Below are 13,496 nucleotides of genomic sequence, written 5' to 3' on the forward strand. Positions count from 1 at the left end.
ATTGCGAAAGTTTTGTTTTATGTTTATCTATCTCTTCTTTTTTTGTTTTGAGATTGTGTGTTGTTTGGTGTTGGTGGTATTAATTTATAATAAGGGGGGAGAGTGGAGTTTAGACATGTTAAATATTTTGTCGCTTTAGCTAGAATCCGACATTTTAAAAAAGCTGCCGACGAATTAAATATTACCCAGCCATCTTTATCTAAAAGTTTACAAAAGCTCGAGGCTCACGTTGGCGGGCAATTAATTGTTCGTAGCTCTAAAGGAATGGTGGTAACAGATTTTGGCTGTATGGTATTGGTGCATTGCCAAAATATAATGAAACAGTACGATACACTGAAAAGAGATATTGCAGTATCTCATGCAGATATCAAACAAGAGATTAAAATAGGTGCTAGTCCAATCCCATCAAGCAGTTTAGTTGGTCCTATTTTAGGCGAGTTTATGCAAGCTTGCCCCAATATGACGATTGATCTTAAAGTTGATAATTGGCGTGCGTTAACTGGGCTTTTGCTCGAAGATAAACTTGATCTGTTTATTGCAGAAACAAGGGCGACTGAACTGGAGAGTAATCCATTATTAAGGTTGTTAGCTTTACCTCCCTTTCCGGTTATTTTTTGTTGCCGCCCTGAGCATCCGCTGGCAAATAGAGAACGACTGTATTTGGCTAGCTTTCGAGAGTTCCCTATGGCTATTCCTCAGCATCTTCCTGATTCAGTTAGAAAACAATTTGAAGTTATTTTTCAATTAGATCGAGAGGATTTTCCTGGGCAAGTACGTTTTGATCAGCTGCATTCTATCAAAGACTCAATTTGCCAAACTGACCTAATTGCACTGACTCCTGAAATAGCGGTACAAAGCGAATTAGCTTCAGGGGCTTTAGTAAAGTTGGCACCTGAATCGATGCCTAAGCTCAATGCTATGTTCAGTATAGTGAGTTTAGTTGAGCGTAAAGATAGTCAGTTGATTCAAGTTTTTATGGAATTTGTCATGCGCAGGGCACGCTTTATCAGGGGCGTTACTCCCATGGATATGTATGCTGGATAAAAACAGTCTAAATATAAGTGGGATTTGCTGCTTTTTCTGTTGCTACGATAATGACTATTAATAGGGACAGGCTTCACTGTAAAACTTCATCTTACAGCTATGATGCTTGCAGCTAAGGCTTAAAACTGAGAATGTATAGCCTATTAACAGCATCAGGTATTAGATGCTTAAAGCAAGGTAAGTGATTTTTTAAGGTAGGGACATCTCAATGACAGAAGCTCATCACCCGTTAACTGATTTTATTGAATATCCTGAGCATGAAATGCTTGAGCGTGCCCAGCAAAATTATCAAGAGGTAAAACGTCGTCACTCTATCCGTAAGTTCTCAGATCGAGCAGTTCCTCGAGAGATTATTGAAAAATGCATTTTAGCCGCGGGCACAGCCCCCAATGGTGCCAATCATCAACCGTGGCACTTTGTTGCCATTAACAGCCCTGATATTAAAGCGCAGATCCGCCATGAAGCTGAAGCGCTTGAACAGGCGTTTTATGCCGGCCGTGCGGGTGAAGAATGGTTAGATGCGCTAAAGCCATTAGGCACCAATGCCAGCAAGCCCTATCTTGAACATGCACCGTGGTTGATTGCGATTTTCAGTAAGAAGCGCAGCGAAGAAGAGGGGGAGCAGAAGACAAACTACTATGTGCATGAGTCGGTGGGGATCGCGACGGGATTTTTGATCCAAGCATTGCACAATGCGGGACTCGGAACGCTTACTCATACTCCTAAACCTATGTCTTTTCTCAGTAAAGTCTGTGGCAGAGATAATTCAAACGAACGACCTTATATGCTGATTATTGCGGGTTACCCAAGTGAGGATGCCACGGTGCCAGAACATGCGCTGCAAAAGAAAGAGTTGGCAGAGATCTGCGACTTTATCTAAAAGCTAAAAGGATAAAAAAAGAGCATAGCGTCAGTCGGCGGTATGCTCTTTTTTATGGCTTGTTAAGTTAGCGCTTAAAGCGAAGCGTGTGGCCCAAATACCTCGTAGTGAATGCGCTCAGCTTCGACGCCTAGCTCTATCAGCTGTTGCTTAGCAAATTGCATAAAAGCAACGGGTCCACACAGGTAATAATCACCATGCTCAATCGGCAGTGCCTCTCTCAGTGTGGCAAAGTTCATAAAGCCTTGGTGGATGTTGCTAACATTAGCCACTTCATTCGATTGAGCAATATCGCGGTACCAGGTGTGATGCTGCAAATCTAAACTTAACCCTAGCGTTTCCACTCGTTGGTTAAATGAGTGCTGTTCAACCCCTTCACAGGCATGCAGGTAGAATACTGGTTTAGCAAAAGACTTAGCCGCCAACATCTCCAGCATTGATTGCATCGGCGTTACCCCGACACCGGCAGAAATAAGTACTACAGGGGCTTCGCGCTCCTCGTAGTGAAAATCGCCTGCTGGTGGGTAAACATCAATACTGTCGCCAACATTGATGTGATCATGTAGATAGTTTGATACTACACCTGGCGTTGCTTGTGCTTCGCGCTTCACTGAGATGCGGTATTGCTTGCCATTAGGTTTATCCGATAGCGAGTACTGACGCATTTCTCGATATTGATGGTCAGTAGGCTCTACGCAAATGCCAAGGTACTGACCGGGCTCAAAATCAATAACCGCTAGGCTATCTACAGGAGTAAGCACAAAGCTTGTTACTAGATCTGATTCCTTGGTTTTGTCGGTAATTGTAAACTGTCGTGCGCCTTGCCAGCCGCCAGTCTCATTGGCACTTCTATGATAAAGGGCACCTTCGCGCTCGATAAAGATCCCTGCGAGTACACCGTAAGCAGCGCCCCAAGCTTCTTCGACTTCAGGGGTAAAAGCATCCGGTGCTAATTCTCTTAGGGTCTCAAGTAGGTGATGACCCACAATTGGATAATGCTCTGGCTGAATATTAAAGCTGGTATGTTTATGGGCGATGCGCTCAACGGCGCCACTTAGTGCCCCTAAGTTATCAATATTTTTTGCGTAAGCTGCAACCGCATTGAAAAGAGCTGCTGGTTGACCGCCAGAGTGCTGGTTGCTCAAGTTGAAGATATGTTTTAGCTCTGGGTTGTGGCTAAACATACGTTTATAAAAGTGCTCAGTGATGGCAGTACCAGCAGACTCTAATAATGGAATGGTGCTCTTAACTATGCTGATATGTTTTTCAGATAACATCTAAATATCCTTAATCAATTTTTGTGCCCTATAGCGGCACTGTTAGGGTGTAATTTCTGGTTGTTATTTAAGGTTATACTCTTGCAAATCTATTCTGATTCGACGCTTAAAATTGGTTTTAGTTCGGCCTTGGGCGCACAAGGATCAGGCTGTAATGCCAGATGAATAAACTGAAGGCGACTACCCAGCAAGTTGCACTGATATCCCAGGCTAAAATAGGCTGTTGAGCTAACGGTAATATCACTCGTGCTAAGGCTCCTGCAAGAATTAGCACGAAGGCGATATTGATTGAAAAATGAGGCTTTAATGGCCGACCAGTATGACCTAATGAGACGCGGGCGATCATGGCGAGGATCATCGCACCTAAGGTTCCTACTGTGATTAAATGTAGCGCGTCAGCAAAACGCAGTGCCTCAATATGATAACTCGCACCTAGCGCGATTAACCCTAATGCTAAAGCTAAGTATGAACCGTGCAGTGACCAAAGCAGTGGCACTTTGACCGTGGCTAGGCTGTTCCAGTTAAGTAAACGCAGTAGGTGCATAGCACCCGCTAAGATCAGTAATGTTGCTGGAGTGAAGGGCAGCTCGATGAAGTAGCCTGTAAAGAAGACGGCCAAACCTAATAGAGACACCCAAGGTAGCCATTTATCGAGTTGTGGTGTGGCTTTGACCTTGGCATTTTCAGCCCCTCTGCCGGTAAAGAATGGAATGACGCGGCCACCAATAATGCCGACTAGCAAGCAAAACAGTAAAATCGCGCAGCGAGAAAGGTGCATCGCCAACTCGGTATAGCCATTTATATCAGCTAGCAAAAAGCCGATATTGAATGACATCATTGCCGCTAATAAAGGAATAAATTGGTAGTTGCGACTGCTGTTAGCTTTAATCACCATGCTGGCTAAATAGCCAATTGAGATAAACCACCAAGATGCTTGCAGCGCGACCGCTGCTAGCTGCAATTTTGGGTCGTTCGACCAGAGTAAGCCACGTACTACTAGCCAGATTAGCGTTAGCGCCATTAGCGGCAAACCGTGTATGCTGCGGCGGTTGGTCCAGGTCTGGGCGGCTGTAAGTAAAAAGCCAACCGCAATGGTTGCGGCAAAACCAAATAGCATTTCGTGGATATGCCAGATGACCGGGCTCAGTCCTGCTCCTGCTAGGCTAGGTAGCTGTCCATGTAAAAAGAGTAGCCAAGCTGCAATACTAAGCACTGATGATAATGTGGCAACTAGAAACCAAGGTCTAAAAGCCAGTTCCCATAAAGGCATATCGGCTAATTTATCCAAAAGCGAAGCAGATTTTACTACCACAGCCTCGACTTCACCGCTGGCAGAGAGTACTTGCTTGGTCTTGGGAGAGCTAATCGTTTGCATCAGTATTGTAGTCCAATTGGTGATGATTAATGGTCATTCGTTAGCGCTATTGCATCAGCGCTAATGCTTAATTTAAGTTGAGGTAATGTGCTGCACTACAGCTGCAGGTGTCCCATGCCATCGAGACCGACGCAGCGCATGACGTAGCCAATTTTCACTGCAGTCGCAAACAGAATTAAACCTATGTGGCTGCCAACTTGTGCCCACAGTGAAAAGCTATCTGCATAGGAATAGCCCACTAAGATGCACAACAATAAGCCAATCATCGCAACCAACATGGTGCTATTGCCGCCTGTAAGTGCATGGGAATAAAATCGAGTCGACGCAGCGCCAAGTTGCGCCAATGTATGCTGATTAACAGTCGAAGCGCTATCAAGCTGAATGCTTTGCTTTTGAGTTAACTGCTCGGCTAGGTCTTCATGAGAGTAAGGTGTTGATTGTGTGGCTATCATGAGTTTGCTCCATTTTATCTGCTACAGTGCGATTGAAATAGAGTATTGCGATAAACGTGCCAATACTCACACTATTGATAATTACTAGCATTCAGCCGTTTAAGTCGGTTGTTGTAGTCATTTTGACTACTATTTTTTTGTAGTCATATAGACTCTTTAGGGTTGTTTTGAGGTGTAGTGAGTGGCGTGATAAGCTAAGCTCAGTGTTAATCGATTAGGATCCTGCTATTGTGAGCGAAATATCTTCTGCGGCTTTAGTTCAACTCGCCCTCGATCTCACCAATAGTCTGACGACTAATGACAGATTTGAGCGCTTGCTCAATACTGTGCGTCATGCTGTTACATGCGATGCGGTGGTGTTGTTACATGTGCAAGGTGAGTACTTGAAGCCACTAGCGCTGCAAGGTCTGACGAAAGAGACCTTAGGTCGTCGATTTGAGATCGCTGCTCACGCTAGGTTTGAGCTGATATCTGCATCGCAAACACCGGTTCGTTTTGCTGCAGATAGTAAGCTGGCTGATCCCTATGATGGCCTGCTACTTTCCCATGAAGGTGATCTGCCTGTGCACGCGTGTATGGGGTTGCCACTGCTGTCAGATGACAAACTGATCGGTATTTTGACCTTGGACAGCATGGTTCCCAATGTATTTGATGAAATCCCCAAACGCACGCTAGATATCATTGCGGCGATGTCTGCAGCGACCCTAAACACCGCCATATTGCTACAGCAGTTGGAGCAGCACTCAAAGCATAACCAACAGGTTGTGGCCGAACTGACCCATGAAGCATTAGTTAAAGATGGTGGAGAGTTAATCGGTAATAGTGAGATCATGCTTAAGCTTAAGCGTGAAATCGAGATGGTCGCCGCCTCTAATTTTTCCATTTTAATCGAGGGAGAAACAGGCGTCGGTAAAGAGTTGGTGGCGAGAACCTTACATCGGCAATCGAGTCGCAGCGAGGGGCCATTAGTTTATGTAAACTGCGCCGCATTGCCTGAAAGCCTTATCGAAAGTGAGCTGTTTGGCCATGTTAAAGGTGCATTTACTGGCGCCGATCGTAATAGAACGGGTAAGTTCAGCTTGGCGAGCGGCGGCACTATTTTTTTAGATGAAATTGGTGAGCTACCGCTGGCGGTACAAAGTAAGTTGCTTCGAGCTTTGCAGAATCAAGAGATCCAAGTTGTTGGTAAAGACGATGTTGAATATGTCGATGTACGTATTCTTGCTGCAACCAATAGGCAATTGAAAGTAGAGGTCGAGCAGGGACGTTTTAGGGCCGATCTATATCATCGTTTAAGTGTGTATCCAGTTATTGTGCCGCCATTAAGGCTACGAGAAGGCGACATCAGTTTACTCAGTGGTTACTTTATTGAGCTCACACGGCGTAAGCTTGGCATGAGCCAATTGACCTTAAATGCTAGCGCGATAAAAATGCTAAATCAGTATGATTGGCCGGGGAATGTGCGCGAGCTAGAGCACGTTATTAGTCGAGCTGCGTTGCGAGCGAGAAGCGAGAGCACTGCAGCTATAGTGCGTATAGGGCTTACTCATTTGGCTTTATTGTTACCGAATAGTCCTCAAGAGGATGATAGCAAGAATAAAACCGAAGACTCAGCGCTGCAAATTGCGGTGTTAGCGCAGGGAAACCTTAAGCAGCAGACCGATGAATTTCAGCGGCAACGTATTTTGCAAACCTTGACTCAGTATCATGGTAACTGGTCCGCAACCGCTAAAGCGCTGCAGATGGATCGCGCTAACTTAAATCGTTTGGCAAAACGTTTGGGTATTCGTGTGAGCAAGAGTATCGTTATTGATAACAATGATGGTGGGCTGGACAATGGAAAAAGCTAATATTTTTGATAATTTGGCTAAAGATCTTACTGAAGAGCAGTTTGAGCCAATCGTAAATATAGGCGGCGTTTTAGTCGAGCGTATCATCTCTAAAGCTCACGTGACTCCGGTTGGTGAGTGGTATGATCAAACTCGCAGCGAGTGGGTGATGGTGATGCAGGGTGCGGCTAGATTAGAGTTTAAAACGGGCGAGGTGGTGAGTTTAAAGCAAGGTGACTACGTCAATATTGGCGCCCACGTAAAGCATCGAGTTGCTTGGACCTGTGAGCAAACAGAAACAATTTGGTTGGCGGTACATTACTAATTTTAAGTCGTTATTAGCCGCTATAGATAGTAAATCAATAAGGAAGATAGTCACTATGCAGCACGATAAATGGAACTGCCCTAAATGCAATCATAGAGAGTTTGAAACTGGAGAGATCCGTGTTTCAGGTGGGTTTTGGTCGCGAATTTTCGATATGCAAAATAAGCGGTACTATGCTGTTACTTGTGCTAACTGTAGCTATACCGAATTTTATAAAGGCAAATCTTCTGCGCTAGGTAACGCATTTGACCTGTTCACTTAGGAGATAATAATAGCGTGCTCAAGCCGTTATATTAGCTAAGGCAAAATCTCTGTTTTTTTGCTATAATCTTCGCCCAAAATAATAGTGTTCCCCTTTTTTGAGTGATTTGTTTATGAGCAATGTTGGCATCTTCAGACCTAATGACAAGCCTGATACCGCGCCTCAGCCCCCGCTTGAGCGGAAGTCTAACCGACTTGAGTTATTAGCCCCCGCTAAAAATGCTGACTTCGGTATTGAGGCGATTCGTCATGGTGCTGACGCTGTATATATTGGTGGCCCTGCATTTGGCGCGCGTGCAACCGCAGGCAACAGTGTTGAAGACATCGCTCGTTTATGTGCCTTTGCTCATCAGTATCACGCCCAAGTATTTGTTGCTATCAATACTATCTTAATGGATGAAGGGGAGCTTGAAGCAGCGCAGAAGCTAATTTGGCAGGTATATGAAGCCGGAGCCGACGCGCTGATTGTGCAAGATATGGGGATCCTCCAGCTCGACTTACCGCCAATTGCGTTACATGCCAGTACCCAGATGGATAACCGTAGCCCAGAAAAAGTCGCATTTTTAGAGCAGGTTGGTTTCTCGCAAGTGGTACTTGCCCGTGAGCTTGGATTAAGTCAGATTCGCGATGTTGCCGCTAAAACTAACATGCAGATAGAGTTCTTTATTCATGGAGCGCTATGCGTTGCCTACAGTGGTCTGTGTAATTTAAGCCACTCTTTCAGTAATCGCAGTGCAAACCGTGGCGAATGTTCGCAGTTATGCCGTCTTCCGGGTGATTTAAAAACTCGTCAGGGCGATGTTTTGGCGCAAAATGAGCATCTACTGTCGCTTAAAGATAATAACCAAACTGATAATTTAGAAGCCTTGATTGATGCTGGTGTGCGCTCGTTTAAGATTGAAGGGCGCCTTAAAGATTTAAGCTACGTAAAAAATGTCACCGCCCATTACCGCCAAGAGCTAGACAAGATTATCGCCAAACGCCCAGAGTTTAGCGCATCGTCTCATGGCCGCTGTGAGCATAGCTTTACCCCAGATCCTGAAAAGACCTTTAACCGTGGAAAAACCGATTATTTTGTTCATGAACGCAGCCAAGGGATGAACGATTTTCGTTCACCCAAATACATTGGTGAAGAGGTGGCAAAGGTTAAGCGTATAGGCAAAGACTTTGTTGAGGTCACGTCCGAAGAAACCTTCAATAATGGCGATGGTCTGTGCTTTTTCCCGAGTAACTTTGCCGAAGCTAAACAGTCTGATGATAAGTTAAAAGGGATGCGAGTTAACCGTGCTGATGGCTTGAAGCTACATTTAACTCGGGTGCCGAAAGAGTTACAAGTGGGTATGACTATCTATCGTAACCATAACCAAGCCTTTGAAGCGGTATTAGCGAAAGAGTCAGCCAAGCGCATAATCGGCGTCGATATCGTACTGGCTGATACTATAGATGGTGTGTCGTTAACCATGACCGATATCTATGGCCACAGTGCGACGCAGACATTAGTGTGCGAAAAAACGCCTGCTACTGACGTTGAAAAAGCACTGAAAGGGCTACGTAAACAACTGGGTAAATTAGGTAGCACCGACTTTAATGCCCAACAAATTAATATAGAAACTGCTCAGGCATGGTTTATTCCAACCTCTGTATTAAATGGTTTGCGCCGTGATACAGTGGCGGCATTAGAATTTGCCCGAGTCAATGACTATCAGCGCCCTAAAGCGTGGAAGTACAACCAAGATGCGATTTACCCAGTTAAGCACTTAAGTTATTTAGGCAATGTGGCTAACGATAAAGCCAAAGCATTTTATCAGCGTCATGGTGTAATTGAAATTGAAGACACCTATGAGAAAAATGGCGTTACCGAAGATGTGCCATTGATGGTCACTAAGCACTGCTTGCGTTTTAACTTTAACTTGTGCCCAAAAGAGGTACCGGGGATCAAAGCGGAGCCTATGGTGTTAGAGATAGGTAAAGATGTATTGAAGTTGGTGTTTGACTGCCCTAAATGCGAGATGATGGTGGTTGCCGAAAATAGACAAGTCCCCAATTCGCAGAAAGTGTAAACAATAAAAGAAATCGCCTTATGGCGATTTTTTTATAGCTAAGGTAAGTTAACACTAATGAACTGACACTGGGTTGAGACTGCTAACTAGCGCTGCTTTTAGGCAAAATATTAAGGAAAATATAATGGGATTATTAGATTCATTAATGGGTAACGCCTCTGAGGTTAACCTTGAAGAACTGACACAGGAACTTAGCCCAATAATGGCCGACAATGAGTCACTGGCTCTGGCTTATAAAGTGGTTCGGGATATGTTTGTATTTACCAACAAGCGGCTTATTCTCATCGATAAACAGGGAATGACAGGCAAGAAGGTCAGCTATCATTCAGTACCATACAAAGCGATTACCCATTTTGAAGTGGAGACTGCGGGTTCCTTTGATATGGATGCAGAGCTAAAGTTATGGATCTCAGGTCAAAAAGAACCATTAATTAAAGAGCTAAAACGTGGTACTGATGTGGTCGGCATTCAAAAGACTATCGCCAACTTCTCGTTATAAGTTTAACCACTTATAAATGGCCGATATACACCGCAGTATTAACTGCGGTTATTCCAGCGCCAACTTGGCTTGCTTAATATATCTTGACCAATAATCTCCGTTTGCCCTAACTGCTTATCAAGCTCTATCAAATTGCAATCTTCAAACTGATTCAGTGAATTAATTAATCGATTGGCATGGGAAACCACCCATAACTGACAGCGCTCGGAGGCTTTAACGATTAAGCGAGAAAGCGCGGGCAGTAGATCGGGGTGCAAACTCGTTTCAGGCTCATTCAGTACCATCAATTCTGGTGGACGCGGAGTCAGTAATGCTGCGACCAACAACAGGTAGCGTAAAGTTCCATCTGAAAGCTCAGCCGCATTAAGTGGCCTTAACAAACCTTGTTGATGAAACTTAAGACTCAGCATGCCATTTGATTCATATTCAATGACCACATGAGCGCCAGGGAAAGCGTCGCTTAAAGCGGTATCAAACGCTTCTCTATCGCCCACTTCAAAGATAGTTTGAATCGCCGAGGCCAAGTCTCTGCCGTCATGGTGTAACACGGGGGTTCGAGTGCCGAGCTGCGGCTTGCGTGCGGGGGCGTCACTGTCACTGCGGAAATGATCATAAAAACGCCAAGCGCGAATATTATCACGTAGGCGGATAACCTCTGGTGTTCGCTCAGGGTCGGCAAGCTCAGTAAAGATACTGTCGCTATGCTGCATATGCACATTCAAGGTTTGCCAGCCAGCTGATTTTGCCTTTTCAGCGCGGCTTTTGACTAAGGCTGAGCGACGCTCAACTAACACTGTGGATGGACGATAGACATTGCCAACCCAAATAGCTTCGCGCTTAATTTGTGGATCTAAACCAAATAAAGTGGTGGAGTCGGGCTTAGGTAAGCCAAGCTCAATTAGATAACTGAACTCGTCGCTGGCAAAGCCAAGCTTAAGTCGTTTTACCTGTTGCCGAACGGTTGCCTCAACGGGCACTTCACCAGCTAGCATTGCACGCGAAAGTGTTTCTGGGCCGGCCCAAAAACTAGAGTCTAAACCACCTTCTAGTGCAAGCGCATTGACGACTCCACCTTGGGCGGTTTGCGCCAATAGTCTTAGTGCTTTGTAAAGGTTGGATTTACCACTACCATTCGCCCCTGTCACCAGGTTGAGCTGCGCCAGTGGGATAGTGATATCACGCAAAGAGCGATAGTTGTTAATGGCGAGTGCGGTTAGCATATTTTTCTATTGGCTCCTGAAAACGTTGAATCCATTGGCAGAGGTTATCAGCAGAGTTAATGGGCTGGATTGATTTTGGCTGTTAACACATGATCTTGCCAGCGTCCGGCGATCTTTAAATAGGACTTGGCAATCCCTTCTTGCTCAAAGCCTAACTTGTTCAGCAAAGTGGCACTACGATTGTTGCTGATAATATAGTTTGCCATGATGCGGTGTAAGCTCAAACTATTAAAGGCATAATCGATGGTAGCTGCCAGAACTTCAGTCATATAGCCATGACCTTCATATTTTTTAGCGACAGAGTAGCCGAGATTACAAGCTTGAAATATGCCCATTACGATATTGCTGAAGTTGCATACGGCAATGATCTCTGTCTGGCTTTTGTTGAGCGCGACAAGCTTTAGTGTATTGCCATTCTCATGCTGCTTACAGTTCTCTGCAAGTTGGCGTTGCCAATATGCAATGGTATAAAACTCCTCTGCTCTTAGGGGCTCCCACAACGCTAAATGCGATTGGTTTTGCTGGTAGTAATGACAAATGAGCTCAGCGTCAACAGCAGTTAAAATGACTAGACTAGTTCGCTCTGTTTCTATTATTGGGGTAATCGTCCTTAAAGGCCTCTTGTTTAAAGTGCTTTTACTTAAGGTTCTGTCCATGATAGCCATTCCGTTGTTATATGCTATTTGTCGGGTTTAAATACTATAAGCTGATGGATTTAGACTAATACATCATTAAGTACTCGTTGCCAGTTTTCACCCATGATTTTATCGCGGTCGAGACTTGTAAAACCTGCTTTGGCCAACGCTAAGTCAATACGCGCCATACGATCGATATGGTTCAGCTCAGGGATCACCACATGTTCCGGTTCAACATCGTAACCGAGTACATTTTTCTCGCGTAGGCTATGCCACCAGTCAAGATACTGCTTAACGCCTTCGGCATTATTGTTGTTGAGCTTGAGTAGATTTTTCTGCCCTCTAAGCGGGTAATCATTGGCAATAGCGACAGCATCAACTCCGCCCACTTTAGCGACATGTTTTATGTGGTTAATATAGTGGTCAGTAGTCGGTACTTTATCGTTGGTAAGCCAAAAACTCATCATAAATACGCCAAACAGTCCGCCGGTATCACTAATGGCTTTTATCACTTCATCAGGGCTGCAGCGAGCATGATTAACCATTGCGCGCACTGCACCATGGCTTTGTACGATTGGGGATCTGCTTACCTTTGCGGTATCGAGCGCGGCTTGCGGACTTGAGTGGCTGACATCAACTAGAATGTTTTTCTGGTTGAGCTTTTCAATGAGCGCTTGCCCCGCTTTGGTTAACGGCAGGTTTAAACCTCCGCGAGTATCATTATCAAGTGCTCCGCCACTAAACTTATTACCGTAATGATGAGTGAGCTGCAGAGCTCGCAGGCCTTTAGCGTGGAACTCATCAACTTGGTTCAAGTTGTTATTGATACTATCTTCTACGCAATCGGCGCCTTGGATCTGAAAAAACACCGCGGTGCGATCGGTCTGCTTCGCGCGTTTAATGTCACTACCTGATAGCCCTAAAACTAGCTTGTCGTTGTTGCTTTCAACTCGACTTTTAGCTTCAGCGATACTCTTGATGCAGGCTTTATAGGTGCGCTTGTAGTTGGTTGTGCCGTCGGGCTGTTTAATCGCCTCAATGGCAGATATGTCACAAAGATAAGCATCAATTTTTGAAGTGTTAAGGTCGGCTAAGTCTTCAGGAAGAAAGCAAAGTCCATCAACATATAGCCGCTGTTTATTCTGCGCTAGCGCCGAAAAAGAACCTAGTTGGCTTAATATCGTGCCAGCGGTAATAGCTTTAATTAGTTGGCGTCTATTGATTAATTTCTGCATGTTTATTCTTTGCCTTCATTAGATTAGCGACAGTTTTTATAGTGCATGTACTATACCCGTATCACTTCAAAAAAGATGTTTTTGATGATGAGTCATGTTTCCTTAGCGAGTTCAATCTCAACAAAATTGCTCACTATTAATTCATCGCAGTTAGCGGCTTTCGGGCTTGTTTAGCGGGCATGTTCGACTATTCGACAGCTTGACATTGGTTAGTTCTTCAGTGAGTATCGAGGCCAAATTGAAGTGAAATGATTTAATAAATAAAGGCTTGTAAATTAGGGGCTGTTGATCTTTCGAGCTTAGTTTTTGTTCAAATTCAATTATTTTAGTACAAGGCTTGAGCGATGATGCTTAGCTGGCTAAGCGAAAAGCTCGTAACACAGTAATAAAAGAATTGAAACGAA

General features: G+C 44.6%; 13 protein-coding genes. 7 read left to right on the forward strand and 6 right to left on the reverse strand.

The window, feature by feature from the left end:
* Positions 1 to 102 precede the first annotated feature (102 nt).
* Positions 103 to 1,044 carry a LysR family transcriptional regulator gene (locus AB4135_RS08690; RefSeq protein ID WP_371992071.1) on the forward strand — a complete coding sequence of 314 codons (942 nt, stop codon included), beginning with the start codon at positions 103 to 105 and terminating at the stop codon, positions 1,042 to 1,044.
* A gap of 208 nt (positions 1,045 to 1,252) precedes the next feature.
* The gene (locus AB4135_RS08695) at positions 1,253 to 1,924 is read left to right on the forward strand and encodes a nitroreductase family protein (protein ID WP_371992073.1); all 672 of its coding nucleotides are present in this window, start codon (positions 1,253 to 1,255) and stop codon (positions 1,922 to 1,924) included.
* A gap of 74 nt (positions 1,925 to 1,998) precedes the next feature.
* Here the strand turns inward: AB4135_RS08695 and hmpA are convergent, their stop codons facing one another.
* The 3 genes from hmpA to AB4135_RS08710 form a co-directional block, all read right to left on the reverse strand.
* The gene (gene hmpA, locus AB4135_RS08700; RefSeq protein WP_371992074.1) at positions 1,999 to 3,201 is read right to left on the reverse strand and encodes an NO-inducible flavohemoprotein; all 1,203 of its coding nucleotides are present in this window, start codon (positions 3,199 to 3,201) and stop codon (positions 1,999 to 2,001) included.
* Positions 3,202 to 3,319: 118 nt separating this feature from the next.
* The gene (locus tag AB4135_RS08705) at positions 3,320 to 4,576 is read right to left on the reverse strand and encodes an NnrS family protein (RefSeq protein ID WP_371992076.1); all 1,257 of its coding nucleotides are present in this window, start codon (positions 4,574 to 4,576) and stop codon (positions 3,320 to 3,322) included.
* Between the two features lie 95 nt (positions 4,577 to 4,671).
* Positions 4,672 to 5,028, reverse strand: coding sequence for a hypothetical protein (locus AB4135_RS08710; protein WP_371992078.1), 357 nt, complete (start codon positions 5,026 to 5,028; stop codon positions 4,672 to 4,674).
* A 230-nt stretch (positions 5,029 to 5,258) separates the two neighbouring features.
* Here AB4135_RS08710 and norR point away from each other — a divergent pair, with 230 nt between their 5' ends.
* The 5 genes from norR (at position 5,259) to AB4135_RS08735 (ending at position 10,002) form a co-directional block, all read left to right on the forward strand.
* Positions 5,259 to 6,878, forward strand: a complete 1,620-nt coding sequence (norR, locus tag AB4135_RS08715) for a nitric oxide reductase transcriptional regulator NorR (RefSeq protein ID WP_371992079.1) — start codon at positions 5,259 to 5,261, stop codon at positions 6,876 to 6,878.
* Positions 6,865 to 7,182, forward strand: a complete 318-nt coding sequence (locus tag AB4135_RS08720; protein ID WP_371992081.1) for a cupin domain-containing protein — start codon at positions 6,865 to 6,867, stop codon at positions 7,180 to 7,182. The genes norR and AB4135_RS08720 overlap by 14 nt, the downstream gene beginning before the upstream one ends.
* 55 nt (positions 7,183 to 7,237) lie before the next feature.
* Positions 7,238 to 7,444, forward strand: a complete 207-nt coding sequence (locus AB4135_RS08725) for a zinc ribbon domain-containing protein (protein WP_371992082.1) — start codon at positions 7,238 to 7,240, stop codon at positions 7,442 to 7,444.
* A gap of 112 nt (positions 7,445 to 7,556) precedes the next feature.
* A complete protein-coding gene (locus AB4135_RS08730) occupies positions 7,557 to 9,503 on the forward strand; it encodes a U32 family peptidase (protein ID WP_371992084.1) in 1,947 nt (648 codons plus the stop codon).
* A gap of 124 nt (positions 9,504 to 9,627) precedes the next feature.
* On the forward strand, positions 9,628 to 10,002 hold the full coding sequence (locus tag AB4135_RS08735) for a PH domain-containing protein (RefSeq protein ID WP_371992086.1): 375 nt from the start codon (positions 9,628 to 9,630) through the stop codon (positions 10,000 to 10,002).
* A 38-nt stretch (positions 10,003 to 10,040) separates the two neighbouring features.
* Here AB4135_RS08735 and AB4135_RS08740 read toward each other — a convergent pair whose 3' ends face one another.
* Genes AB4135_RS08740 through AB4135_RS08750 form a run of 3 tightly spaced genes read right to left on the reverse strand, consistent with a single transcriptional unit; the run spans position 10,041 to position 13,092 of the window.
* Positions 10,041 to 11,222 (reverse strand): AAA family ATPase, encoded by a 1,182-nt coding sequence (locus tag AB4135_RS08740; RefSeq protein ID WP_371992087.1) that lies wholly within the window; start codon positions 11,220 to 11,222, stop codon positions 10,041 to 10,043.
* A 56-nt stretch (positions 11,223 to 11,278) separates the two neighbouring features.
* On the reverse strand, positions 11,279 to 11,878 hold the full coding sequence (locus AB4135_RS08745) for a GNAT family N-acetyltransferase (protein ID WP_371992088.1): 600 nt from the start codon (positions 11,876 to 11,878) through the stop codon (positions 11,279 to 11,281).
* Positions 11,879 to 11,937: 59 nt separating this feature from the next.
* Positions 11,938 to 13,092: a membrane dipeptidase gene (locus AB4135_RS08750; RefSeq protein ID WP_371992090.1), complete on the reverse strand. Its 1,155-nt coding sequence runs from the start codon at positions 13,090 to 13,092 to the stop codon at positions 11,938 to 11,940.
* Positions 13,093 to 13,496: the final 404 nt, after the last annotated feature.

The sequence above is a fragment of the Shewanella sp. 10N.286.54.B9 genome (assembly GCF_041468565.1).
Classification (GTDB): domain Bacteria; phylum Pseudomonadota; class Gammaproteobacteria; order Enterobacterales; family Shewanellaceae; genus Shewanella.